The organism is Hyphomicrobium sp. (assembly GCF_051860585.1).
Lineage (GTDB): Bacteria > Pseudomonadota > Alphaproteobacteria > Rhizobiales > Hyphomicrobiaceae > Hyphomicrobium_C.
In genome coordinates, this window is sequence record NZ_JBHYDS010000005.1 from 212858 (window position 1) to 237388 (window position 24531).

Annotated in this window: 19 protein-coding genes and 2 tRNA genes; 5 read left to right on the top strand and 16 right to left on the bottom strand. The window is 63.4% G+C overall.

Translation table 11 applies throughout. The annotated features are described in order from the left end of the window. Positions 1 to 150: 150 nt before the first annotated feature. From rpoC to ACTIFK_RS10290, 12 genes are all read right to left on the bottom strand, one after another. The gene (gene rpoC, locus ACTIFK_RS10235) at positions 151 to 4371 is read right to left on the bottom strand and encodes a DNA-directed RNA polymerase subunit beta' (protein WP_439542965.1); all 4221 of its coding nucleotides are present in this window, start codon (positions 4369 to 4371) and stop codon (positions 151 to 153) included. Positions 4372 to 4527: 156 nt separating this feature from the next. Continuing rightward, a complete protein-coding gene (gene rpoB / locus ACTIFK_RS10240) occupies positions 4528 to 8682 on the bottom strand; it encodes a DNA-directed RNA polymerase subunit beta (RefSeq protein ID WP_439542966.1) in 4155 nt (1384 codons plus the stop codon). Between the two features lie 236 nt (positions 8683 to 8918). Beyond that, entirely contained in the window at positions 8919 to 9287 is a 369-nt protein-coding gene (gene rplL / locus ACTIFK_RS10245; protein WP_439542967.1) for a 50S ribosomal protein L7/L12, read from the bottom strand. Positions 9288 to 9413: 126 nt separating this feature from the next. Next, positions 9414 to 9932 (bottom strand): 50S ribosomal protein L10, encoded by a 519-nt coding sequence (gene rplJ, locus ACTIFK_RS10250; RefSeq protein ID WP_439542968.1) that lies wholly within the window; start codon positions 9930 to 9932, stop codon positions 9414 to 9416. 361 nt (positions 9933 to 10293) lie between these two features. Then, entirely contained in the window at positions 10294 to 11064 is a 771-nt protein-coding gene (gene rplA / locus ACTIFK_RS10255; RefSeq protein WP_439542969.1) for a 50S ribosomal protein L1, read from the bottom strand. A gap of 4 nt (positions 11065 to 11068) precedes the next feature. After that, positions 11069 to 11515 carry a 50S ribosomal protein L11 gene (rplK, locus tag ACTIFK_RS10260; RefSeq protein WP_439542970.1) on the bottom strand — a complete coding sequence of 149 codons (447 nt, stop codon included), beginning with the start codon at positions 11513 to 11515 and terminating at the stop codon, positions 11069 to 11071. A 154-nt stretch (positions 11516 to 11669) separates the two neighbouring features. Then, on the bottom strand, positions 11670 to 12206 hold the full coding sequence (nusG, locus tag ACTIFK_RS10265; RefSeq protein ID WP_439542971.1) for a transcription termination/antitermination protein NusG: 537 nt from the start codon (positions 12204 to 12206) through the stop codon (positions 11670 to 11672). 55 nt (positions 12207 to 12261) lie between these two features. Further along, positions 12262 to 12459 carry a preprotein translocase subunit SecE gene (gene secE, locus ACTIFK_RS10270; protein ID WP_439542972.1) on the bottom strand — a complete coding sequence of 66 codons (198 nt, stop codon included), beginning with the start codon at positions 12457 to 12459 and terminating at the stop codon, positions 12262 to 12264. 114 nt (positions 12460 to 12573) lie between these two features. Beyond that, positions 12574 to 12649 (bottom strand) — tRNA-Trp (locus ACTIFK_RS10275). A 203-nt stretch (positions 12650 to 12852) separates the two neighbouring features. Next, entirely contained in the window at positions 12853 to 13176 is a 324-nt protein-coding gene (locus ACTIFK_RS10280; protein WP_439542973.1) for a YbjQ family protein, read from the bottom strand. Between the two features lie 303 nt (positions 13177 to 13479). Beyond that, positions 13480 to 13553 (bottom strand) — tRNA-Gly (locus ACTIFK_RS10285). Positions 13554 to 13730: 177 nt separating this feature from the next. Further along, on the bottom strand, positions 13731 to 14270 hold the full coding sequence (locus ACTIFK_RS10290; protein WP_439542974.1) for a PRC-barrel domain-containing protein: 540 nt from the start codon (positions 14268 to 14270) through the stop codon (positions 13731 to 13733). Positions 14271 to 15024: 754 nt separating this feature from the next. On the opposite strand from ACTIFK_RS10290, the gene ACTIFK_RS10295 reads away from it, so the two are divergent. Next, positions 15025 to 16119, top strand: a complete 1095-nt coding sequence (locus tag ACTIFK_RS10295; RefSeq protein ID WP_439542975.1) for a carbohydrate kinase family protein — start codon at positions 15025 to 15027, stop codon at positions 16117 to 16119. A 121-nt stretch (positions 16120 to 16240) separates the two neighbouring features. Continuing rightward, entirely contained in the window at positions 16241 to 17053 is an 813-nt protein-coding gene (gene otsB / locus ACTIFK_RS10300; protein WP_439542976.1) for a trehalose-phosphatase, read from the top strand. A 106-nt stretch (positions 17054 to 17159) separates the two neighbouring features. Here the strand turns inward: otsB and ACTIFK_RS10305 are convergent, their stop codons facing one another. Further along, positions 17160 to 17483, bottom strand: coding sequence for a hypothetical protein (locus tag ACTIFK_RS10305; protein WP_439542977.1), 324 nt, complete (start codon positions 17481 to 17483; stop codon positions 17160 to 17162). A gap of 216 nt (positions 17484 to 17699) precedes the next feature. Here ACTIFK_RS10305 and ACTIFK_RS10310 point away from each other — a divergent pair, with 216 nt between their 5' ends. After that, positions 17700 to 18494, top strand: coding sequence for a matrixin family metalloprotease (locus ACTIFK_RS10310; RefSeq protein WP_439542978.1), 795 nt, complete (start codon positions 17700 to 17702; stop codon positions 18492 to 18494). A gap of 101 nt (positions 18495 to 18595) precedes the next feature. Here the strand turns inward: ACTIFK_RS10310 and ACTIFK_RS10315 are convergent, their stop codons facing one another. Next, a complete protein-coding gene (locus tag ACTIFK_RS10315; protein WP_439542979.1) occupies positions 18596 to 19975 on the bottom strand; it encodes an autotransporter outer membrane beta-barrel domain-containing protein in 1380 nt (459 codons plus the stop codon). Positions 19976 to 20257: 282 nt separating this feature from the next. Here ACTIFK_RS10315 and ACTIFK_RS10320 point away from each other — a divergent pair, with 282 nt between their 5' ends. Both ACTIFK_RS10320 and ACTIFK_RS10325 read left to right on the top strand, forming a co-directional pair. Beyond that, on the top strand, positions 20258 to 21298 hold the full coding sequence (locus tag ACTIFK_RS10320; RefSeq protein ID WP_439542980.1) for an ROK family protein: 1041 nt from the start codon (positions 20258 to 20260) through the stop codon (positions 21296 to 21298). Between the two features lie 139 nt (positions 21299 to 21437). Then, complete coding sequence (locus ACTIFK_RS10325) at positions 21438 to 21944, top strand: DUF892 family protein (protein WP_439542981.1); 507 nt, start codon at positions 21438 to 21440, stop codon at positions 21942 to 21944. A gap of 304 nt (positions 21945 to 22248) precedes the next feature. Here the strand turns inward: ACTIFK_RS10325 and ACTIFK_RS10330 are convergent, their stop codons facing one another. Together ACTIFK_RS10330 and ACTIFK_RS10335 are read right to left on the bottom strand one after the other, a co-directional pair. Then, positions 22249 to 22857, bottom strand: coding sequence for a response regulator transcription factor (locus ACTIFK_RS10330; protein ID WP_439542982.1), 609 nt, complete (start codon positions 22855 to 22857; stop codon positions 22249 to 22251). A gap of 16 nt (positions 22858 to 22873) precedes the next feature. Next, entirely contained in the window at positions 22874 to 24502 is a 1629-nt protein-coding gene (locus ACTIFK_RS10335) for an ATP-binding protein (protein ID WP_439542983.1), read from the bottom strand. Positions 24503 to 24531: the final 29 nt, after the last annotated feature.

Below are 24531 nucleotides of genomic sequence, written 5' to 3' on the forward strand. Positions count from 1 at the left end.
ATGGCCAGACGGCAGCAGGGGGCCAAAACACGCGCCCGGCCTGGGCCATAAGGCCGATAAAAAACAATGAAGGCGGCCGTTTCCCGGCCGCCTTCCTATTTCGTCAGCAGTTCGTGGGCGGCCTACTCGGCCACTCGCCTAGTGCGTGGCCTACTCGGCCACGCGGCGGCGGCGGCGGGCCGGACCACCGGCTTCACCGGGGCCTGACAGCGACCGGTCGGAGTCCGACTTCGCCTTTTCCTTGCTGATCAGCTCGTCGCGCTTGGCCGCGATGCGGCGGAGGCCGCGCAGCATGCCACCCGTGCCGGCCGGGATCAGGCGGCCGACGATGACGTTCTCCTTGAGGCCTTCGAGCGTGTCCGACTTGCCGATGACGGCAGCATCGGTGAGCACGCGCGTGGTCTCCTGGAACGACGCAGCCGAGATGAACGAGCGGGTCTGCAGCGATGCCTTCGTGATGCCGAGCAGAACCGGTGTCGCGGAAGCCGGGCGCTTGCCCGCCTTCTCGAACTTGGCATTCTCCTCGTCGAACTCGATGCGGTCGACCTGCTCGCCCTTGATGAAGGTCGTCTCACCCGTGTCGGTGATTTCGACCTTCTGCAGCATCTGCCGGACGATGACCTCGATGTGCTTGTCGTTGATGGTCACGCCTTGCAGACGGTAGACGTCCTGGATCTCGTTGATCAGGTAGTTGGCGAGTTCCTCGACGCCCTTGATCGCCAGAATGTCGTGCGGCGCAGGGTTGCCGTCATAGATGTAATCGCCGCGCTCGATGTGGTCGCCGGGCTGGACCGCCAGGCTCTTGCCACGCGGGATCAGGTACTCGACCGGCTCCTGGGTTTCGTCCAGAGGCTTGATCGTGATGCGCTGCTTGTTCTTGTAGTCCTTGCCGAACTCGACCGTACCCGAGACCTCGGAAATGATCGCGTGGTCCTTGGGACGGCGTGCCTCGAACAGTTCGGCCACGCGCGGAAGACCGCCCGTGATGTCGCTCTGCTTGGCGGAGGCGAGCGGGATACGCGCGATGACGTCGCCCGCTTTGACTTCCTGACCCGGCTCGACCGAGAGAATGGCCTCGACCGTCAGCAGGTAACGGGCATCGCCGCCACGGGCCACCTTGATGTGCTTGCCCTTAGAGTCCTTGATGACGATGGCAGGCTTCAACTCGGCGCCGCGCGGGGTTGCGCGCCAATCGACGATGACGCGGTTGGTGGTGCCCTTCACTTCGTCGGTCTGCTCGCGGACGGACGCGCCCTCGATGAGATCCTCGAACTCCACCTTACCCGTAGCCTCGGTGAGGATCGGACGGGTGTAGGGGTCCCACTGAGCGAGCTTGGTGCCGCGCTTGACCTCATCGCCTTCGTCGACATGCACGCGGGCGCCGTACTGGACCTTGTGGGTCGCCAGTTCCTTGCCCGACTGATCGACGATGACGATCGACATGGTGCGGCCCATCGCGACCAGACGGCCCTGGCCGTCCTTGACGATGGCGCGGTTCTTGATCTTCACCTTGCCGTTGAAGTTGCTCTCGATGAACGAGCTGTCGACGACGTTCGCGGTGCCGCCGATGTGGAACGTGCGCATCGTGAGCTGCGTGCCGGGCTCGCCGATGGACTGAGCGGCAATGACGCCGACCGCCTCACCGATGTTGACCGGCGTGCCGCGCGCAAGATCGCGGCCATAGCACTTGCCGCAGACGCCCGTGATGGTCTCGCAGGTGAGAACCGAGCGGATGCGAACTTCCTGGATCTGGCCCTTCTCGATGGCGTCGGCGTGGCGTTCCTCGATGAGGTCGCCGGCCTTGATGATGATCGTCTCTTCGCCGTTCTCGTTGGTGAAGCCGATGTCCTCGGCCGCGGTACGGCCGAGCACGCGGGCGCCGAGCGACACGATCACCTGACCGGCGTCGACGACGGCCTGGACCTTGATGCCGCGATCGGTGCCGCAATCCTCTTCATAGATGATGCTGTCCTGGGCGACGTCGACGAGACGGCGCGTCAGGTAGCCGGAGTTTGCGGTCTTCAACGCGGTGTCCGCGAGACCCTTACGGGCGCCGTGGGTCGAGTTGAAGTACTCGAGAACCGACAGGCCTTCCTTGAAGTTCGAGATGATCGGCGTCTCGATGATCTCGCCCGAAGGCTTGGTCATGAGGCCGCGCATGCCGGCGAGCTGCTTCATCTGCGCCGCGGAGCCGCGGGCGCCAGAATGGCTCATCATGTAGATCGAGTTGACCTGGAGCTCGCGGCCATCCTTGTCGCGCGGATTGGTCGAGATGCGATCCATCATCTCCTTGGCGATCTGGTCGGTGCACTTCGACCAGGCGTCGACGACCTTGTTGTACTTCTCGAGCCTGGTGATCAGGCCGTCGTTGTACTGCTGCTCGAACTCGCGAACGAGTTCCGTCGCCTCGGCGACGATCCTCGTCTTCGAGTCGGGGATGAGCATGTCGTCCTTGCCGAACGAAATGCCGGCCTTGAACGCGTGATGGAAGCCGAGCGCCATGATGCGGTCGCAGAAGATCACCGTCTCCTTCTGACCGCAGTTACGGTAGACGGCATCGATCATGCCGGAGATGGCCTTCTTCGTCAGAAGCTGATTGACGAGCGCGAATTTCACGCCCGGCTTCTGCGGCAGCACTTCGCCCAAGATCATGCGGCCCGGCGTGGTGTCCACCAGTTCGACGACCTCGTCGCCGTCCTGGTTCTTGGAGCGGAAGCGGCCCTTGATCTTGGCATGCAGCGAAACCGCTTTTGCCTCGAGAGCATGACGCACTTCGCCCACCGAGCCGAACGCCATGCCCTCGCCGGGCTGGCCTTCACGGACGATCGACAGGTAGTAGAGACCGAGCACGATATCCTGCGACGGGACGATGATCGGCTGGCCGTTCGCGGGATGCAGAATGTTATTCGTCGACATCATGAGCACGCGCGCTTCGAGCTGGGCTTCCAGCGAAAGCGGAACGTGGACGGCCATCTGGTCGCCGTCGAAGTCGGCGTTGAAGGCTGCGCAAACCAGCGGGTGAAGCTGGATCGCCTTGCCTTCGATCAGTTGTGGTTCGAACGCCTGAATGCCGAGGCGATGCAGCGTCGGAGCGCGGTTCAGCATCACGGGATGCTCGCGGATGACCTCGTCGAGGACGTCCCAAACCTCGGGCTTCTCCTTCTCGACGAGCTTCTTGGCCTGCTTGACGGTGGCCGCCTGGCCGAGCGTCTGCAGGCGCGAGTAGATGAACGGCTTGAACAGCTCAAGCGCCATCTTCTTCGGCAGGCCGCACTGGTGGAGCTTCAGCTCGGGACCGACGACGATGACCGAACGGCCGGAGTAGTCGACGCGCTTGCCGAGCAGGTTCTGACGGAAGCGGCCCTGCTTGCCCTTCAGCATGTCGGCGAGCGACTTCAGCGGACGCTTGTTGGCGCCGGTGATGACGCGGCCACGGCGGCCGTTGTCGAACAGGGCGTCGACCGACTCCTGCAGCATGCGCTTTTCGTTGCGGATGATGATGTCGGGTGCACGCAGCTCCATCAGCCGCTTCAGACGGTTGTTGCGGTTGATGACGCGGCGATAGAGATCGTTCAGGTCCGAGGTCGCGAAGCGGCCGCCGTCGAGCGGCACGAGCGGACGCAGTTCCGGCGGGATGACCGGAACGACGGTCAGGATCATCCACTCCGGCTTGTTGCCGCTGTCGATGAAGCTCTCGATGACCTTGAGGCGCTTGCCGAGCTTCTTGGGCTTCAGCTCGGTGGTGGACTCGATGATCTCCTGGCGCAGGTCTTCACGGATCTTTTCGAGATCCATGCCGGTCATGAGTTCGCGAATGGCCTCGGCGCCGATGCCAGCGGTGAAGCTGTCCGGTCCGTGCTCTTCGATCGCCTGGTTGAACTGGTCCTCGGTCAGGAGTTGCTTCTCCTTGAAGGGAGAGATGCCGGGCTCCGTGACGATGTAGTTTTCGAAGTAGAGGACGCGCTCGAGATCCTTGAGGGTCATGTCGAGCAGCAGGCCGATGCGCGAGGGCAGCGACTTCAGGAACCAGATGTGGGCGACCGGCGCGGCCAGCTCGATGTGGCCCATGCGCTCGCGGCGCACCTTGGCGAGCGTCACCTCGACGCCGCACTTTTCGCAGATCAGGCCCTTGTACTTCATGCGCTTGTACTTGCCGCACAAGCATTCGTAGTCCTTGATCGGTCCGAAGATGCGGGCGCAGAACAGGCCGTCACGCTCCGGCTTGAAGGTGCGGTAGTTGATCGTTTCCGGCTTCTTGATCTCACCGAACGACCACGAGTGAATATCGTCCGGCGACGCGATCGAGATCTTGATCTCGTCGAACGTCGGGACCGACGCCTGGGTCTTGAAGAGGTTGGTGATCTCGTTCATCGGCTCTCTCCCGGGATCAGCGGTGGGTGGGGCCCGCGATCCTCAAAATTCTCGTCGTTTGCGTCCTGCCCGTTCCGGCGATGCTCGCGCGGTCCCGGGCGGGCCTAGAAAATGAGGGGAAGTCCGGACATGGCCCGGACTTCCCGTCGTATCGTTCTACTCGGCGGCGGCAGGCGGAAGCTGCGGACGCTCCTGCGGTGCTTCCTGCGTGGCTTCGACGGCCGGCACTTCGGAGTTGAGCAGCTCGACGTTGAGGCCGAGCGCGCGCATTTCCTTGACCAACACGTTGAAGCTTTCCGGCACGCCGGCCTCGAACGCGTCGTCGCCGCGGACGATGGCCTCGTAGACCTTGGTGCGGCCTGCGACGTCGTCCGATTTGACGGTGAGCATTTCCTGCAGCGTGTAGGCGGCGCCGTAGGCTTCGAGCGCCCAGACCTCCATTTCGCCGAAACGCTGACCACCGAACTGGGCCTTACCGCCCAGCGGCTGCTGGGTGACGAGGCTGTACGGGCCGATCGAGCGAGCATGGATCTTGTCGTCGACAAGATGGTGCAGCTTCAGGACGTACTTGTAACCAACCGTGACCTGGCGATCGAACTGCTCGCCCGTGCGGCCGTCGAACAGACGGACCTGGCCCGAGCTGTCGAAGCCGGCCGCTTCCAGCATCTCGACGATGTCGGCTTCCTTGGCTCCGTCGAACACGGGCGTTGCAATCGGCACGCCCTTGGTCAGCTTCTCAGCGGCGGTCGCCAGATCGTTGTCCTTGATGGACGCCTTGATGACTTCCTTACCGTAGATCTTCTCCATCTCCTGGCGGAGCTGTTCGGCCTTACCGGAGGCGTGGAATTCCTTCAACGCCTCGTCGATGATGCGGCCGAGACCGCGGCAAGCCCAACCAAGATGCGTCTCGAGGATCTGTCCGACGTTCATGCGCGACGGCACGCCCAGCGGGTTCAGCACCACGTCGACGTGCGTGCCGTCCTCGAGGAACGGCATGTCCTCGCACGGCACGATGAGCGAGACGACGCCCTTGTTGCCGTGACGGCCGGCCATCTTGTCGCCCGGCTGGATCTTGCGCTTCACAGCGACGAAGACCTTGACCATTTTCATGACGCCCGGCGGCAACTCGTCGCCGCGCTGGAGCTTGTCGACCTTGTCGACGAAGCGGCGTTCGAGGCTCTTCTTGGCCTCCTCGTACTGCTTGTTGATCGCTTCGAGCTCGGCCTGGGCCTTCTCGTCCTTGAGGCCGATTTCCCACCACTGGCTACGCGGGATGTCGGCGAGGGCCGGCTCGTCGATCTCGGTGCCCTTGCGGGCGCCCTTCGGACCCTTGGACACTTCCTTGCCCATCAGCGAGTCCTTGAGACGCGCATAAACGTTGCGGTCCAGGATCTGCAGCTCGTCGTCGCGGTCCTTGGCGAGACGCTCGATCTCCTCGCGCTCGATGGCCATCGCACGCTCGTCCTTGTCGACGCCGTGACGATTGAAGACGCGCACTTCGACGATGGTGCCCGAGACGCCCGGCGGCAGGCGCAGAGACGTGTCGCGCACGTCGGAGGCCTTTTCGCCGAAGATGGCGCGCAGGAGCTTTTCTTCCGGCGTCATCGGGCTTTCGCCCTTCGGCGTGATCTTGCCGACGAGGATGTCGCCCGGGTTCACTTCGGCGCCGATGTAGACGATGCCGGCTTCGTCGAGGTTCTTCAGCGCTTCTTCCGAAACGTTCGGAATGTCACGCGTGATTTCTTCCGGCCCGAGCTTGGTGTCGCGGGCCATGACCTCGAATTCCTCGATGTGGATCGAGGTGAAAACGTCGTCGTACACGACGCGCTCGGAGAGGAGGATGGAGTCCTCGAAGTTGTAGCCCATCCACGGCATGAACGCGACGAGCACGTTCTTGCCGAGCGCCAGATCGCCGAGATCGGTCGAAGGACCGTCGGCCACGATCTCACCGGCTTCGACACGGTCGCCGACGTTGATCAGCGGACGCTGGTTGATGCAGGTGTTCTGGTTCGAGCGCTGGAACTTGCGCAGACGGTAGATGTCGACGCCCGGCTTCGACGGATCGGTCTCGTCGGTTGCGCGGATGACGATACGCGTGGCGTCCACCTGGTCGACGATGCCGGCGCGGCGGGCGGCGATGGCGGCGCCCGAGTCACGCGCGACGACCTCTTCCATGCCGGTGCCGACGAGAGGCGCTTCCGCCTTCACGAGCGGAACAGCCTGACGCTGCATGTTCGAGCCCATGAGGGCGCGGTTGGCGTCGTCGTTCTCAAGGAACGGGATGAGCGCCGCGGCGACCGACACGAGCTGCTTCGGCGAGACGTCGATGTAGTCGACCTTCTCGACGGGGACGAGCATCACGTCGCCGGAGTAGCGAACGGTGACGAGGTCCTCGGTGAGGTTGTTCTTGGCGTCGATGTGGGCGTTGGCCTGGGCGACGTGGTGGCGCATCTCCTCCATGGCGGAGAGATAGACGACCGTGTCGGTGACCTTGCCGTCTTTCACCTTGCGGTAGGGGCTCTCGATGAAGCCGTACTTGTTCACGCGCGCGAACGTCGCGAGCGAGTTAATGAGGCCGATGTTCGGGCCTTCCGGCGTCTCAATCGGGCAGATACGGCCGTAGTGCGTCGGATGCACGTCGCGGACTTCGAAGCCCGCGCGTTCACGCGTCAAGCCGCCTGGGCCGAGCGCCGAGAGACGACGCTTGTGCGTGATCTCGGAGAGCGGGTTGGTCTGGTCCATGAACTGCGAGAGCTGCGAGGAGCCGAAGAACTCGCGCACGGCGGCGGCCGCCGGCTTGGCGTTGATCAGATCCTGCGGCATGACCGTGTCGATTTCGACCGAGCTCATGCGCTCCTTGATGGCGCGCTCCATGCGGAGCAGGCCGACGCGGTACTGGTTCTCCATCAGCTCGCCGACCGACCGGACGCGGCGGTTCCCGAGATGGTCGATGTCGTCGATCTCGCCGCGGCCGTCGCGCAGGTCGACCAGCGTCTTGATGACGGCGAGGATGTCCTCGCGGCGCAGGACGCGCATCGTGTCCGGCGCGTCGAGCTCGAGGCGCATGTTCATCTTGACGCGGCCGACAGCCGACAGGTCATAGCGCTCGCTGTCGAAGAACAGCGAGTGGAACAGGTTCGTGGCCGCTTCGATGGTCGGCGGCTCGCCCGGGCGCATGACCCGGTAGATATCCATCAGCGCTTCGTCGCCGTTCGAGTTCTTGTCGATGTTCAGCGTATTGCGGATGAACGGGCCGATGTTGACGTGATCGATGTCGAGGACGTGGAATTCCTTGACCTTCTGATCCTTCAACTCGGCAAGCAGCTTCGCGTCCAGCTCGGCGCCGGCTTCGGCGTAGATCTGGCCGTTTTCGAGATCGACGATGTCCTCGGCGATGTAACGCCCGGCGAGATCCTCGGACGAAACGAGGATTTCCTTGAGGCCGTTCTCGGCCAGTTCGCGCGCCCGGCGGGCGGTGACCTTTTCGCCAGCCTTAGCGACCACGTCGCCCGACTTGGCGTCCATGAGGTCGGCAAGCGGGGTCATGCCGCGCATCTTGTCGGACATGAACGGCATCTTCCAGCCGCGCTTCGATTCCTTGATCGGAATCATCTTGTAGAACGTCGAGAGGATCGTCTCGTCGTCGAGGCCGAGCGCATACAGCAGCGTCGTCACCGGAAGCTTGCGGCGGCGGTCGATGCGAACGTAGACGTTGTCCTTGGCGTCGAACTCGAAGTCGAGCCACGAGCCGCGATAGGGAATGATGCGGGCTGCGAACAGCAGCTTGCCCGAGGCGTGCGTGCGACCGCGGTCGTGATCGAAGAACACGCCCGGCGAACGGTGCATCTGCGAGACGATCACGCGCTCGGTGCCGTTGATGACGAAGGTGCCGTTGAGCGTCATGAGCGGCATGTCGCCCATGTAGACGTCCTGCTCCTTGACGTCCTTGATCGACTTCGAGCCGGTTTCTTCGTTGATGTCGAACACGATCAGGCGCAGCTTGACTTTGAGCGGCGCCGCGAAGGTCATATCGCGCTGCATGCACTCGTCGACGTCATACTTCGGCGGCTCGAAGTCGTAGCGCACGAACTCGAGCGTCGCGCGGCCCGAGAAGTCGGAGATCGGGAACACGGACTTGAAAACGGCCTGCAGGCCATGGTCGTGAGAGCGGCCGCCGGCCGGCTCCTTGACCATCAGGAATTCGTCGTAGGAACTCTTCTGAACCTCGATGAGATTCGGCATTTGCGCCACTTCGCGGATGTGACCGAACTGCTTACGAATCCGCTTCCTGGCGTTGAAGGTCTCAGCCATGTCCGCTCCTCATCTCGTCGGGGTTGCGCCGGGGGTGCGCACCACTCGCCATATTTTGCCAGCGCCGAGGTCGCCATCCCCTGCGCTTCTTCTTTGAACTCTTTAAACGGCTCGCCGGAGGGCCTGTTCGCGGGGTTTTGACCCGCTCGAGACCCTCCGGTGAACCGTCTGGGCAGCAGATCGCAGGCAACAGGCAGCAGGTTTGACCCTGTGTCCGTTGCCTGCTCACCGATGCTTTACTTCAGCTCGACGACCGCGCCCTGGTCCTCAAGCTGCTTCTTCAGCTTTGCAGCTTCGTCCTTGGAGACGCCTTCCTTCACGGTCTTGCCGCCGGCCTCAACGAGGTCCTTGGCTTCCTTCAGGCCGAGGCCCGTGATGGCGCGAACTTCCTTAATAACGTTGATCTTCTTGTCGCCGCCCGACTTCAGGATGACGGTGAACTCGGTCTGCTCTTCGACGGCAGCAGCAGCAGCAGGAGCTGCGGCAACGGCAACGGCAGCAGCAGCCGAGACGCCCCACTTCTCTTCGAGAAGCTTGGCGAGTTCAGCTGCTTCGAGAACGGTCAGCTTCGACAGGTCGTCAACAATCTTTGCGAGATCCGACATCGTATATAGTCCTTCCGGTTTAGCCTTTGAGAGAGGCGCATTGTCCCAGCCTTCGCTCGGTTCGGGACGCGCCGTTTTCAGAGTTGATGCGCACGCATTTGCGTACGTCGCTCGGCCACGGTTGCGTTATGCAGCTTCGCTTTGAGATGCCTTGGCCTGAATGACGCGTGCGAGCTGTGCGCCGGGTTCTGCGATCGTGCGGGCGATCTTCGTCGCCGGCGCGTTCAACAGTCCGATCAGCTTGGCTCTCAGCTCATCAAGCGAGGGCAGTTCAGCGAGTGCTTTGACGCCGTTCGCGTCAAGGATGGAGGCGCCCATCGCGCCGCCGAGGATCACGAGCTTGTCGTTTTCCTTGGCGTACTTGACGGCGATCCGCGCTGCGGCAATCGGATCCTTCGAATAGGCCAATACGGTCGGCCCTGCGAAAAGATCAGAAATACCCTCAGCGTTGGTGTCCTTGAGCGCGAGCTTCACCAGCCTGTTCTTGGCCACTTTGACAGACCCGCCAGCTTCTTTAACGCGCTTGCGGAATTCTCCCACTTGGGCCGCCACCATGCCGGTGTTGTGGGCAACGACGACCACGCCCGTGTCTTTCAACACGTCGTGGAGGGACGTTACGAGCGCCTGTTTTGCGGCTCTATCCACTGCTCACTCCTGGTTGCGATCGAGGCTTTCACCCCGTCGCGGGTTGCACCTGCCGCAGCTTCACTTCCCGAAGGAAGCCGGCTGCGACGCTCGTCCTGTCCGACCGCGCGCTCGTAAGTACGGCACGGTGCTGACCCAGAAGGCTCATACCGGATCGGGGCCAGAAGGCCTGAAATCCGGGTGGTCTCCCGTCTCATGCGGGCCCTCGTTCGAGAGGATTAAGCGTCACCGGAGAACCGGATCGGCGCCCATCAATCTTGGACAGGTCTCCGGCTCGTAGACCCCGAAAGGTCCTTGCGCCGGAGATCCAGTGCCGGGAGCAAGCCCCGCGGCACCGAATTCGTGTTCAACGCGCCGAGCCTTAGGCCGACGGCGTTGCGGAAACGACAGTGCCGGTGTCGATCTTGAGGCCAGGCCCCATGGTCGAGCTGAGCGACACCTTCTTGATATACGTGCCCTTCGAACCGGCCGGCTTCGCCTTGGTGACCGCTTCGACGAACGCCTTGATGTTCTCGACGAGCGCGGTTTCCGTGAAGCTCGCCTTGCCGACGCCGGCGTGGACGATGCCAGCCTTCTCGACGCGGAACTCGACGGAGCCGCCCTTGGCACCCTTGACGGCGCCGACGACGTCCATGGTCACGGTGCCGACGCGCGGGTTCGGCATCAGGCCGCGGGGGCCGAGCACCTTACCGAGGCGGCCGACGAGGCCCATCATGTCGGGCGTCGCGATGCAGCGATCGAAGTTGATCGTGCCCTTCGAGACGATCTCGACCAGGTCCTCTGCGCCCACCAAGTCGGCGCCAGCGGCCTTGGCTTCTTCGGCCTTGGCGCCACGCGCGAACACGGCAACGCGGGCCGTACGGCCGGAGCCGTTCGGCAGGTTGCAGACGCCGCGGACCATCTGGTCGGCGTGCTTCGGATCGACGCCGAGGTTCATCGCAACTTCGACGGTCTCGTCGAACTTGGCCTTGGCGCGTTCCTTGATGAGGCGCACGGCCTCGTCAATGGCGTATGCCTTGTTGGCGTCGATGCCCTTCTGGACTTCGGCATTGCGCTTGCCGCCGGCGAGGCGTGCAGCGGCGGCCTTATCGGCGTTGGCGCCAGACTTCTCTTTGGTTGCTTCTTTTGCCATGTGACTACTCCACCACCTTGAGGCCCATCGAGCGGGCGGAGCCAGCGATCGTCTTGGTGGCCTGATCCAGATCGTCCGTGTTCATGTCCTTGATCTTCACCTTCGCGATGTCGCGGAGCTGAGCCAAAGTGATCGTTCCAGCGACGTCGCGACCGGGGTTCTTAGAACCCGAGCCACCCTTGCCGGTCGCCTTCATGCCTGCTGCCTTCTTGATCAGGAAGGTCGCCGGAGGCGTGCGCATTTCGAACGTGAACGAGCGGTCGGAAAAGACCGTGATCTTCACCGGAATCGGAGTACCCTGCTCCAGGTCCTTCGTCTTTGCGTTGAAGGACTTGCAGAATTCCATGATGTTGACGCCGCGCTGGCCAAGCGCGGGGCCGATCGGCGGAGAGGGGTTAGCCGCTCCCGCCGGGACCTGAAGGTTGATGTAGCCGTCAATTTTCTTCGCCATCGTATCCCCTAAGTTTTCGAGGAAGCACTGCTTCCTCAGGGTTAGCGGTCAGCGGGCTTTGAGAGCCCTCCCGCAAAATTGGACACGGCCTGCCGCATCAGCGGCCGATCCGTTGTCCGCGACCGGCGCTAGATGCGCCGGAAGTTCATGAAACCTATGCCGGCACCTTCTCCACCTGCCCGAACTCGAGTTCGACAGGCGTCTTGCGGCCGAAAATCGAAACGCCGACCTTGAGGCGCGACCGCTCCCCATCGACCTCTTCCACTTCGCCCTGGAACGAGGCAAACGGCCCGTCCACGACTTTGACCTGCTCGCCGATCTCGTAAATGATCGAGGGCTTCGGACGCTCGACGCCTTCCTTGACCTGATTGAGGATGCGCGCCGCCTCATCGTCCGAGATCGCGATCGGCTTGTTGTCGGCACCCAGGAAGCCCGTCACCTTCGGCGTGTTCTTGATGAGCACGAACGCGGCGTCCGACATCTCCATCTTCACGAGCACGTAGCCCGGCAGGAACTTCCGCTCGGACTGGACCTTACGCCCGCGCTTGACCTCGACGACCTCTTCGGTCGGCACGACGACTTCCTCGAACACGTCTTCAAGACCAGCCGCCCGCGCACGCTCCTTGATGGCATCTGCCACCTTGCGTTCGAAGTTGGTGTAGGCGTGAACGATGTACCAGCGCTTGGCCATTCTCAAATCTTGTCCTTCGCCACGAGGGCGATCGCGATCCGGTGCTCCTGCCGCATCAACGGCGGAGCCCAAGCACCATGTTGACCAAATGCCCGAGGGCAAAATCCGTCATCAGGAAAAAGGCCGACGCCAAAGACACCATGATCAGGACCATGAGGGTGGTAACCCACACCTCTTTCCATGTCGGCCAGGTGACTTTGGAAACCTCCTGCCTTACCTCTTGCACAAATTCGAACGGATTGAACTTCGACATCAAAACCGCTTCCCGAGCGCCATGTGACAAATTGACGCATCCCCAGTTTGATTGGGGTTTTGTCCTTACGAGCCGGATCAGTGGGCCCTCGTTACTGATCCGCTCCGAAACCTGTGGCAGGGGAGGAGGGGCTCGAACCCCCAGCCTTCGGTTTTGGAGACCGACGCTCTACCAATTGAGCTACTCCCCTTCGCAATGACAATTGCGCGCCATAACGACGCGAAAGGCGCACATGCCTAATGCGGGGGCGGCATCCTTAGCTGAACTTTTTCGGTTTGTCACCGCCTCGCGGCCACTTTCTTATGACACGCGCAGCGAACATCAGCTTTTGCGGCGCACGCACCGTGAGCATCCGTGGCCTGACCGCCGTTTTCTGCGTCTATCCGGCGCCGATCAATCGGCTTTTTCCACAACGACGGCCGTGCCGTACGCCAAGACCTCCGTGACGGCGGACGCAATTTCGTTGGCGTCGTAGCGCATGGCGAGGACGGCATTCGCGCCGGCTTCCTCGGCGTGCGCCATCATCAGGTCGAAGGCTTCCTGACGGGTTTGTTCGGCGAGCTTGGTGTAGACCGAGATGTTCCCCCCGAACAGGATCTGGATGGCGGCGCCGATATTGCCGACGACGCTGCGCGACCTCACGGTCAGTCCGCGCACGACGCCGATGTGGCGGACGATGCGGTAGCCCTCGAGCCCATTGGTGGTGGTGACAATCATAGAGCGCTCCCCCGGTGCCTGATGCCGCGAACGTCAGCCGGTGCCAGCGTTCGCTGCCGGGCGAACCTGCCACGGCGGACGGGCGTCCGAAAGGCTTTCAGAATGACGCGCCGGTGGCCTGACAAGCAGGACCACTACAGCCGCCCAACCGCGGCACAGATGAATTTTGCGATCGGCGATGTAGTTCAGCTGAAATCCGGTGGCCCCCTTCGCTGAAGCTACGGCGGGACATCCGCCTCCAGCGTTGCGCGTGTTGCGCCGTTGCTCCGCCATCGATCCCGCCGAAGCCTTGGCGGAGGCGGATGGAGCGGGTGATGGGAATCGAACCCACGTATTCAGCTTGGAAGGCTGCTGCTCTACCATTGAGCTACACCCGCATTGCGGCCCGCATGCCGATCCCGGCACGGCGAGCCGTGGGGCGCCCTTATAGGATCAAATTCTGATCATGGGAAGCGCCCAGGCGGCCTTCGACAACGTCCGCTCAGGGCCGATGCCTGCGGCATAAGAAAAAGGAGCGATCGCTCGCTCCTCTCCCTTAGACAGTGCCGCCGAAGTTACTTGGCGAACTTGTAGTCCGGCGCCGATTCCAGCGACTCCTTGGTGCTGTTGACGGTTGCCCGCATCGTGCCGTCCGCATCGCGGTTGAGCTGAAGCTCAGAGAAGTCCACTGCGACCAGCTTTTCGCCGATGCCGAGGAAACCACCGACGCCGATCACGGCGCTGGCGATCTTGCCGTCCGGACCAAGGATCAGGTCGTTGATATCGCCGACGCGCTCGTTGGCGCGGTTATAGACGGCCATGCCGACCAGCTTCGACGAACGCCACTCATCGGCGGACTGCGTCGAAGAGAAGTTGCTTGCGCTCTTTGCCGTGTCGGACGACGGGGCCGGAGCCTCAGCCGACGGCGACGGAGCGGGGTTGGCCGGAGCAGCGGACGGAGCCGGCGAGGGTGACGGCGCAGCGGGATCAGGCGCGCGCTCTGCCGGCGCGGGCGACGGTGAAGCAGGCGGGTTCGCATCTTGTGCCATTGCGGTCGCTGCGCCAATGGCGAGAGCGGCCGGCATACAGATTGCCGAGAGCAGCTTGGATTTCATCGGTCGTCTCCTTGTTCGTTTTCCGCGACGAGGCGCATGAAACAAGAACGGCAAGCCCGAATGGCTCAGCGCCCACACGCGCACACCTCACCGCATGCACTAAGCGAGCAACTCGCGCGCTTGCCGAACTAACTCTTTCTCCAGTCCATGGTTCCTCCGTGAGCGCCAAAACTGTGCACATAAAATGCGCGAGAACTGCACACTTCCCGCAGCCGACAGGCCGTTATCTAAGCTGCGGAGTTACGCGCGTATTCATGACAGAGACTCTGTCGCCGCACACGTAGCCGCACGCCCGGAACCCGGGCAAAGAGTGCGCGTTGATGGCGCGTCCGGCTCATCGCTCGCATTGCCAATCGCGTTCGGATCGCCGGATTTCTAGACCTTGTTCGGGCCGCTGTGCGCGGTCCCGGCCCAATCAGGAGTGACGGCCATTTTATCGTCTACTCTCACGCTCTCAGTCATCATCCTAACCTTCGGTGTGCTGGCGTGGCTTGTCTGGGTCGAGCACGACTGATCGGGTCGCGCACGACCAACCTGGCGGGCTTGACTGACTTGTTGGTTGGCGCAAAGCGCGGGCCGGCACCAACCGCAGCCCCTTCGCCTCTTAAACTTTGCGCGCCACTTGGACTTAGCGCGGCTCTCTGGAGCCCTGTCCGGAACTGAACCCTGTCCGGAACCGGGGGCCCGACTTCCGCGTTGATCCCGAACACAGAATTTTATTCATCTTCCTGTCCACCGACGAGGGCCCTTAGCCATGAAGGTGCTGACCGTCGGCGGCGCCATGATCGACACCATCGCGATCATCGAGAACTCCGCCATCGAACGCATGTCGCTGCTCAACGCGGGAACCTCATATCTCTTGCTGGAAGACGGGCGAAAGACCGAGGCGATCGACATTTCCATGCATTGCGGCGGCGGGGCGGTGAATACGGCGATCTCGTTTGCGCGTCTCGGATTCGATTGCGCAACGCTCATCAAAATCGGCGACGACCGAAGAGGTGAGCAAATCCTCGCGAGCCTCGCGGAAGAACGAATCTCCGCGCAGTGGGTTCTCCGTGACGGACGCGCGCCGACCGGGTCCTCGGTGCTCGTGTCGTCGCACGATCGCAATGCGGGCGTGTTTACGTTTCGCGGCGCGAACACGCTGCTCGAGCCCGAGGACATCGACGACCGGGCCTTCGCGGTCGATCTCGTCTACATCGCAAATCTATCCAACGAGGCCGCTCGGTGCTTTCCGCTGCTGGTCGAAAAGGCCCGGGCCGCCCAGGCGCGCGTGGCGGTCAATCCGGGGACGCGCCAGCTCCACGCGCACAGCGCCGCCTTCAAGACCGCACTGTCCGAGATCAGCATCCTGTCCCTGAACCGGCATGAGGCCGAAGACGTGCTGTCGCTGCTCGATCGCGATGTGCCCGCCGACGACGATGCGCTGCCGTTTCCCGGCGAACTCCGCCTGCCCCGCCTCGCGACGCGCGGCCTCAATGCCAACGGGCGCACCATTAGCGTACGCGCATTCTTTCGCGCCCTCACCGGGGAAGGCGTGGGCAGCGTGGTGCTGACGGACGGCAAGGACGGCGCCTTCGCGGCATCCAACGGGCGGATGATCTATTGCCCGGCGGTCGAGGTTGAGGTGGCGGGCACGGCGGGCGCCGGAGATGCGTTCGGCTCGACCTTCGCGGCCTACATCGCCCTCGGCGCCGCGCCCGATTTCGCGCTGCGCGCCGCCGCGAACAATGCCGCAAGCGTGCTCGGCTTCATCGACACGCGCAGCGGACTTCTTGCGCGCGGCGAACTCGACGGACGGCTGGCGGAAGCGAGGGCGCCGCCACATGTGATCGGATGGCCCTTGTGAGCACGGGCGGTGATAAGCACAGGCAGCGGCCATACCGTCGTCATGTTCGACCGCGAAGCATCGGACCGGGCTAGAATGTGCCGCCTGCCGCCAGCGAACGCGAAGGACCCAAGAGAGAGAAATGGTTGCGGAAACGACAGTGCCGATCTCGCCACGTCTCAGCGCGTGCACCAACTTCATGCTGGGCAACCCGAGGGCGTGCGCACTGTTTCTCGATGTCGACGGGACGCTTCTTGAGCTCGCGCCGACGCCCGAACTCGTGCAGGTCCCGGACGGCCTCATTCCGCTTCTGCAGCGCCTCCACTACAGCCTCGACGGCGCGGTTGCGATCGTCACCGGGCGCATCCTGGGCGACATCGACCACATCCTGCGTCCTCTCCGCTTGGCGGGCTCCGGCATTCATGGCGCGGAGTTGCGCATAGGTCCCGAATTCGACATCGAGCGGGTTCAGGCGCGCCTGCCCGACGACCTTCTCGCCGACATGCGCGCGCTGGCCGCGTCGGTGCCTGGCATCATCGTCGAGCCGAAGGGGCCTGGTCTCGCCGTTCACTACCGGCTTGCGCCCGGCGCGGAGCCGTTGGTCCTCGCCGCGCTTCAGACCGCACTCGACAGGCATGCCGGGGTGTTCGAAATCCTGCGCGGCAAAAAGTTGTTCGAACTCGTGCCCTCCGGGCTCTCCAAGGGTACGGCGCTTGCCGCTCTCGCAAAACTGCCCGCCTTCCGAAACCGCGTGCCGATCATGATCGGCGACGACATCGGGGACGAGGCCGCGTTTTCCGTGGCGGAGAGCATGAACGGGTTCGCACTGCGCGTGGCAGGCGAGCATTACGGCGACGACCGGGCCGACCTCGCCGGGCCGCGCGCCGTCGTGCGCTGGCTGGAGCAGCTCGCCCACAGGCTCACCGTGATCGAGCAAATCCAGCCGCGACACTAGACCTGCCGCTCTCGGGGCCGCATCTGCCGGCGGGGCCGCATCTGCCGGACGAAAAAGGCCTGCCCGGTGTCCCGGACAGGCCTTCAACTTCAGTCAGGCATGAGCGTTAGTGACGACCGTGACCACGATGGCCGCGGTGTCCGCGATGGCCATGGTGGTGATGCCGATGGCCGCGTCCGATGTAGAGGTTCACGCTCGGGCCATAGCCGTAGTAGCCGTGACGGCGATGCGCGCCACCATGGCACCACTTCCTCCCCCATTTGTTGCGGTGGCAGTGGCGATACGGCCGATAGTCCACGGACTGCAGATTGGCGCGTTCGGTCGTGACAGCATTCTGCACGGGCCCAACGGGCGCGGCATTGGCGGCGCCGGCAAGCTGCAGCGAGGCCGCGGCCATGACAGCCGCGAGGATCGTCGCTTTGTAGTTCATAAGGACGTTTCTCCACATTTTTCCGCGTGATCGGATGGGTTAACGGACCTGCTAGCCCTTTGGTTCCACTGCCGAATCCCCTCAGTATGGACCGACTACTGATGAGGTTTGCGCGCAGTCGCACCGCAATACCTTCAAACATTGACCCATATTGCGGTGCACCCTAGGAAGGGTGTATGCACAATCACTACGGGGGATGGCTTTGGGGAGCTGCACTTGAGGGGACTTGCCGGCTTTGGCCGTTTGGCGCTGTGTCTGGCGTCAGGCCTGCTGGTTGCGGGGCAACCGGCATCAGCCGAGACGTATCGCCTGCTCGAATTGGACGGCCGCGACGCCGTCCGCTGGCGGCTGCCGGCGCACGGGATGCCTGCCAAGATCACCTATGCCTTCCTGACCGCACCCACCTCGTTCGCGGGGGCACGGAATTGCGGCGCCATGCTGCCGCCCGGCGCGGCGCTCGGCCCATCCAATATCCGTGACGACGATTTCCGCCGCGAGGTACGCGCCGCCTTCACGCTTTGGGAGCAGGCCGCCAACATCGCGTTCGAAGAGACATCCTCGGTCGCGGACGCGGGCATCCTGATCGGCGCGGACGCCAAGCCGCGCGGACGCGCCTTCACCAACGTGGCGCTCGCGACCTCCGAGCCGCGCTCGTCCGAGGGCGTGGGTGACATCCGCCAGTCGCTCATCTGCCTCAATCCCCGTCAGCCGTGGAAAATCGGCTTCGACGGCAACCTCGACGTCTACGATCTGCGGTTCACGATGACGCACGAGATCGGACACGCCATCGGGCTCGACCATCCGGGGCCAGAAGGGCAGCTGATGTCATTTCGCTATGTCGAGAAGTCGCGCGAGCTTCAGCCGGGCGACATCGAAGGCGCGGCGGCGCTTTACGGCCGCAAGGGATCAACGCCGAACCCGCACCTCCAGTTCGGCCACGCGCGCTCGAACGCGACGCGCGCAGGGCACCCGGCAAACGCTTTGGGGCTTTCGGACGCGGCAAAGCCGTAGCCGGCGCCGCGACATGACCGGATACGTTTGCGGCGGCGCCCCTGGGGTGCCGCCGCTTTCACGTCCAAGCTCTGCCGACGTGCTCCGAACGCTATGTCCCACTATTTCCCAAGCGGCATGTTGAGCTGCAGGCGGCCGGACCAGTTGTCCTGGACGGTCGCCGCGCCCGTCTCGACGCCTCCGGTGGCCTGCCAGTTGACGCCGTCCTTCTTGCCGAGGGCGACGCCGGCCTCGGCCTTCCACTGCACTTCGGGCACGACCGACGTGCCGGGGTTAAGGGCGGACATTTCGCCGAACGACAGGAACCCGCCGGCCGCGATGCGCGGCTCGATGTACGTTTCGCTGTTGATGTCGAAGCGGCGCTTCACCTCCGGCACGACGTCGAGACGCCCTGTGCCCGCCGGCGTCTGCGATGATCCCTCGGCCGAACTAACCGGCAGGCGTCCCGGCGTGTCCTCGACGTAACTGAGACCGACCTTGGGCGTGACGTCCCAACCGCCGTACTGGCGTGTGCCGCGAACGGTTCCGCGAAGCAGGCTCCGGTCGGCCGATGTGGTATCGATGGCGATCCCCAGCGGCAGGTTCTGCGCCGTGCCCCAGGCCGCGCGGCCATCGAAGATGATGCCCGGTCCGAAACGGACGCTGACATAGGGACCCGCCATCCAACCGCTGGCGGACGCCTTGTTGCCGGTCCCCAGCGCCTCTCCGGTTTGATCGAACTGAGCCAGCGCGCCGATCATGATGTCCGGGCCGACCATGTATTTGCTGCCGAAGTACATGACGCTGAAGTTGCCGTCGGACTCGCGCGTCTGAAAGCTGCCGGTGTCGTAGTTCATGTAACGGCCCTCGAACCAGAAATCGAGAATGCCGGGATCCTTCTTGGCGCCGGGATTCATGGCCGAGAGCAGCTCAGACACGCTGACGGAGGCCGTTACTTCCTTCGGGATTTCGCCATTTGCGTTCGTCGCACCTGGCGCTTCGAGCGGTTTTGCAGTGCCGGCGGGGCGATCGATGCGAATGCGCTCGGGGTCGCTCTGCGAGAGGAACGCCTTGCGGCGGTCAAGCAGCGCGCGCTCGTTGGCCGCGCCCGTGATGGACGTGCAGCGCGCGCCGAGGCTCGCGCCCGCACTGTCGTCGGCGTCGATATGAAAGCCGTAGCTCGCAGTGCGCGGCGCAACGAACACGACCGATGTCGATCGGCCGGAATGCAGCACGCGCTCCGCGTCGCCTTCGCTGTGAACGGAAAGGGCCGCTTTGCCTTTGGTCGTGACTGTCAGGGTCAGCGTCTCGCCCTCATCCAGGCGCACCTCGCGGACCATGCCGCTACCGGGCATGACGGACGTATTCAAACCGCCTTTGTTGGCGGCATTGCACCCGGCGCTGACATACGCCTGCGCCTCGCTCGCGCCCGCCATCAGGACACCGCACACACCTGACAAAACCACTCCGAGCACGGAGCGGCCAGGAACGATTTGCTGCATCGCCCGCTCGCCTCCTTCCGGTTCTAATTCTCTCGCCTGATCAACATGTTCTATGACGCGGAAAAAGGACCAAAGGATGACCCCCTCGGTGGCTAAATGATGCAGTGCATCAGCGCACGCTCTGCCGGCGGCCTCGATAACCGGCTGCAAGAATTTTTCGCGGCGGGTTCGACTTTCCAGGGGCGTTGCGCGTTCTCACTGCGTTGAGCCTTTCTCCACGCCCTTTTTCCATGCCTCTCGCGCCCCGTCCTTCGCCTCCCTCCCCTCGCACAGGATGCCCATTTGCCAGTCATCACCGAACATGGCGCCAAAACGCTGCCGAGCGTCGAAGTCGATAGCTACAATCTCGAGATCCGCGACGAAGACGGCTTTGTCGGCGACCGGGCGAGCCGAGGGGCTTTCAACGCCATCATGGACGAGTGGCGCGAGCCGCTGCGCAAGCTCGGCGCGGATCCGCTCGGTGACGAGGCCATCGAGGATGTCAGCAAGAAGACGCTCGATGCGCTGCTCGCAGACGGCGACCACGAGGCGGCCGGTCTGGTGCACAGCGCCGTCGAGGCCTTCGCGCAGGAGTTGACCCATGTGATCCATCGCTTCCTCAAGAGCGCGAGTTGGCGGGGTACGGAAGCCATCGTCGTCGGCGGCGGTTTCCGCCAAAGCCGGGTCGGCGAATTGGCGGTCGGCCGGACGGCGGTGCTGCTCAAATCCGCCGGGACGGACGTCGAGCTGCATCTGATCAAGAACCATCCGGACGAGGCGGGCCTGATCGGCGCAGCGCATCTGATGCCGTCGTGGACGCTGGAAGGCTTCGACGGAATTCTCGCCGTCGACATTGGCGGCACGAACATCCGCACCGGCCTCGTGGAGCTGAACCTCAAGAAGTCGTCCAAGCTCGAAAAGGCCGAGGTGTGGAAGTCGGAGCTGTGGCGGCATGGCGACGAGAAGACCAAGCGTGACGAAGCCGTCGAGCGCATGACGGACATGCTGAAGGATCTTCTCAAGCAGGCGGCGAAGGCGAAGATCAACCTCGCACCGGTGATCGGAGTGGGCTGTCCAGGCTTGATCAACGCGGATGGGTCCATCGAGACCGGGGCGCAGAATCTGCCCGGCAACTGGCAGAGCAAAGGGTTCAATCTTCCCGCCACCATTCGCGAGGCCATCCCGGAGATCGGGAAGCACGAGACGGCGGTTGTGATGCACAACGACGCTGTGGTGCAGGGCTTGAGCGAATTGCCCACCATGCGCACCTACAAGCACTGGGGCGCACTCACGATCGGCACCGGGCTTGGCAACGTGCGCTTCACCACGCGCAGCAAGCGATAAGGCAGCCGAAAATCGAACTTTTTTCGCCGTTCGTCAGGCGGCGATGCTGCGCTGCAGGGAACTGCCCGCATTCTGCCGCGTTACCGTCATTGCCAGTGCCGGGAGGCACAGCCAGTGTGCCGGAGACGGATGTCGCGCCATGCACAAGTTCGAACGCGTCTACATGCGTACGTTGCGCCACATCTACGATACCGAAAAGCAGTTGATGGTCACCATGCGGGCCATCGCCGCCGCCGTGAGCGACGAGCGGCTTGTGCACGCCGTCCGTGAGATCGAGCGGCAGTCGCAGGATCAGCTGCGGCGCATCGAGCAGCTGTTCGAAGTCCTCTTTCTCGAGCCGCGGACGGAAGCCTCTTGGGTGGCGACAGCCTTGCTGCGGGAAGCCATGGAATCTTGCTCAGGCGCGCACGAAGGCGGCACGCAGGGATGCGCCGCCGCACTCCTGGCCCTCAAGCGATACGAAATCACGCTTTACGAAGCGCTGCTGCGCTGGTCGGAGCAGTGCGAACTCGAAGAAGCGATCGGCGACATCCGGCGCAGCATCGCCGAAGAGCTCGTGCAAGCGAGCATCCTGTCCGACCTCGCCTTCATCGAGGAGGGCATTACGCCCGAACTGCCGATGGTCGAACAGGCCGGGTTGCACTGACGCCCGATGACGCCTGATCTTGAACGCCAGATTTGGCGGCCGGCGATCCAATTCCGTTCACACCGCTCGAAACAACAAAGCCGGCCCACGTGGGCCGGCTTTGTCGATTGTCCAGGGCTGGCCCGATCAGATCATTCCGAGAAGGTGAAGAACGATCAAACCGGCGATTGGAACGCCCATGGCCCATAAAACTATGTATCGCATCTTGAGATCTTTCGTTCTGTGCGGCGCGGCTTGCGTCGCCTAAGTGCTATGGCGATTTAACCCGCAATCACTCACGAAAGTTCCCGATACGCCCGCCTGGCTATTTCGTTTCCGCCGGCAGAAACGCGCTCACCTTGCGAACCAGATCGGCGACGTTCTGCGCGCCGATGCGCTCCATCACCCAGGCGCGATAGGTCTCGACGGTGCGCGGGCTGATGTTGAGCTTGGCGGCGATCTGCTTGTTCGACATGCCGGAGGCGACGAACTCGAGGACCTCGCGCTGACGCGGAGAGAGCCCCTTCAAACGCTCGGCAATGTCGTCGCGCTCGACGTTCTCGCTGGAGCGCTGACGGCCCTTCTGCACGGCATCGGACACGCTCGCGGCAAGACGCTCGCCATCGTAAGGCTTTTCGAAAAAGTCGAAGGCGCCCTGCTTCAAGGCCTCGACGGCCATCGATACATCGGCGTGGCCGCTGATGAGGATGAGCGGGGCTTCCTGATTGCGGTGCTTCAACTCCCGCTGCAGTTCCAGGCCGGTCATGCCGGGCATACGCACGTCCGCGACAACGCATGCGGGCTTGGCGGCCGGGAGTTCCTTCAGGAAGGCCTCGGCCGATTCATAGCACGCGACAGGGATGTCACGGCTCTCGATCAGCAGCCGCATGGAATGCAGAACTGCGGAATCGTCATCGATCAAAGCTACGGTCACTTGCTTTCCTCGCGTTTCATTTCGGGTTGGCCGTGGGAAGTGTAAAGGAAACCGACGCGCCGCCGCCAGTGCTTTCCACCGAAAGCTGGCCGCCGTGCGATTCCGCAGTCGACCGCGCAAGCGCCAATCCGAGGCCGAAGCCCTCGTCTTTGGTCGTCGTGAACGGCGTCAGTGCGCGCTCCAGGATATCCGGATCGAAGCCTGGACCGTTGTCACGAACGGTCACAACTACGCGAGCACCGGACAGCTCCGCTTCGACACTGATCCGGCCATCGGGCCGCGCGCCGGAGGCTATGGATTCGGCCGCATTGCGGATAAGATTAATCAATACTTGCTGAATCTGCAGGCCGTCGCAGAGGACGGGCGGAAGCGTTCGCAGCGCGCGCGTTTCCAGCGTCAAGTTCTTTGCCTGCGCGTCCAACTGGCAATGGGAGATCGACTCCCGGATCAGGTCCGTCATCGAGTGCGATCGCATCTCGTTGTGGCCGAGCCGGATGAAATCCCGCAAGCGGCGCACGACTTCCGCCGCCCGGTCGACCTGAGCAACGGCGTTCTTGGCCGCTTCGCGCGCGGCTTCGTTGTCGGGCGGTTGCTTCTCGACGGCCATCTTGGCCAGGCGCGTGTAGTTCGAAATGGCGGTCAGCGGCTGGTTGATCTCGTGCGCGAGAGCGGCGGCGAAGGCGCCCATGGTATCGAGGCGAGCGGCGCGTTCGAGCGCTTCCTGGTTCTGGCGCAGTTGCGCCTGCGTTTTCTGCTGCTCGTTCACCACCGCGCCGATGGTCAGGCCGGTCAAGGACAGCACGATCATCAGAGCCTGATAGGCGGTGATCTCGTTCGCATTCACGCCGGCGTAGTGCATGGCGGTCATCAGGCCGATTTGCGCGATCACCAAACCCGGCGTCACGCCTTCGAGGCCGAACCGCACCGCCATCCACATGACGGGCAGGAAGAACAGATAGAACTGCTTGACGCGGAACGTGTCCGAAAGGCCGAAAACCGCCGCAAGCGTGAGCGCTAGCACAACGATGACCGCGGCCAGCTCGAATGAGGGCACGAGGATGCGCCGCCGCGTCGAAACGATGAGCAGGAATGGCGTCAGCACCGTCACGCCGATCATATCGCCGATCCAGAGCTGGGTGGCTGTCATCACGAACTCGCCACTCGGCACGAGGCCAAAGGCGGCAAGCAAGCCAACGTACGTCACCGCGACGATACCGGTACTCACAAGCGCTACCGTGATCAGCAGCACAAGAGATTGCTTGGTGCTGAGGGTCCGGTCGAATGCGAGACGCGGCAAATTCAAGATGCTGGTCGCAATGCCGTAGCCCGCACCGACGATAATGGCGCCGAGGACATGGACGAGGATGGGCACGGGCAAATCGAGCACGAGCGCGCTGGTGACGAGCGGGGCGAGAAACAGCCACGGCACGTATTCGCGCCCAAGCAGCAGAACGAGCGCGAAGCTCAGCCCGGTCGCGGGGTTCCAGGGAGTGACGCCCACGGGCGCAATCGGGCTGATGAAGCTCAGCCAGTCCAGCAGCGCGTAGCTCGCAAGATAAAGCAATCCGATGACGATCGGCGGATGGGCCAGCAGAGCGGCTACGGGCAGCTTTCTCGCCGCAGCTTCCTGACCCCATCCATGCATCGCTTTTCTCGCTTCCTGCATGTCAGCCA

What these genes read in the sequence shown, in the direction of transcription:
- rpoC (WP_439542965.1), bottom strand. Translation starts at nt 4,371, where the DNA reads ATGAACGAGATCACCAACCTCTTCAAGACCCAGGCGTCGGTCCCGACG.
- rpoB (WP_439542966.1), bottom strand. Translation starts at nt 8,682, where the DNA reads ATGGCTGAGACCTTCAACGCCAGGAAGCGGATTCGTAAGCAGTTCGGT.
- rplL (WP_439542967.1), bottom strand. Translation starts at nt 9,287, where the DNA reads ATGTCGGATCTCGCAAAGATTGTTGACGACCTGTCGAAGCTGACCGTT.
- rplA (WP_439542969.1), bottom strand. Translation starts at nt 11,064, where the DNA reads ATGGCAAAAGAAGCAACCAAAGAGAAGTCTGGCGCCAACGCCGATAAG.
- rplK (WP_439542970.1), bottom strand. Translation starts at nt 11,515, where the DNA reads ATGGCGAAGAAAATTGACGGCTACATCAACCTTCAGGTCCCGGCGGGA.
- nusG (WP_439542971.1), bottom strand. Translation starts at nt 12,206, where the DNA reads ATGGCCAAGCGCTGGTACATCGTTCACGCCTACACCAACTTCGAACGC.
- secE (WP_439542972.1), bottom strand. Translation starts at nt 12,459, where the DNA reads ATGTCGAAGTTCAATCCGTTCGAATTTGTGCAAGAGGTAAGGCAGGAG.
- ACTIFK_RS10280 (WP_439542973.1), bottom strand. Translation starts at nt 13,176, where the DNA reads ATGATTGTCACCACCACCAATGGGCTCGAGGGCTACCGCATCGTCCGC.
- ACTIFK_RS10290 (WP_439542974.1), bottom strand. Translation starts at nt 14,270, where the DNA reads ATGAAATCCAAGCTGCTCTCGGCAATCTGTATGCCGGCCGCTCTCGCC.
- ACTIFK_RS10295 (WP_439542975.1), top strand. Translation starts at nt 15,025, where the DNA reads ATGAAGGTGCTGACCGTCGGCGGCGCCATGATCGACACCATCGCGATC.
- otsB (WP_439542976.1), top strand. Translation starts at nt 16,241, where the DNA reads ATGGTTGCGGAAACGACAGTGCCGATCTCGCCACGTCTCAGCGCGTGC.
- ACTIFK_RS10305 (WP_439542977.1), bottom strand. Translation starts at nt 17,483, where the DNA reads ATGAACTACAAAGCGACGATCCTCGCGGCTGTCATGGCCGCGGCCTCG.
- ACTIFK_RS10315 (WP_439542979.1), bottom strand. Translation starts at nt 19,975, where the DNA reads ATGCAGCAAATCGTTCCTGGCCGCTCCGTGCTCGGAGTGGTTTTGTCA.
- ACTIFK_RS10325 (WP_439542981.1), top strand. Translation starts at nt 21,438, where the DNA reads ATGCACAAGTTCGAACGCGTCTACATGCGTACGTTGCGCCACATCTAC.
- ACTIFK_RS10335 (WP_439542983.1), bottom strand. Translation starts at nt 24,502, where the DNA reads ATGCATGGATGGGGTCAGGAAGCTGCGGCGAGAAAGCTGCCCGTAGCC.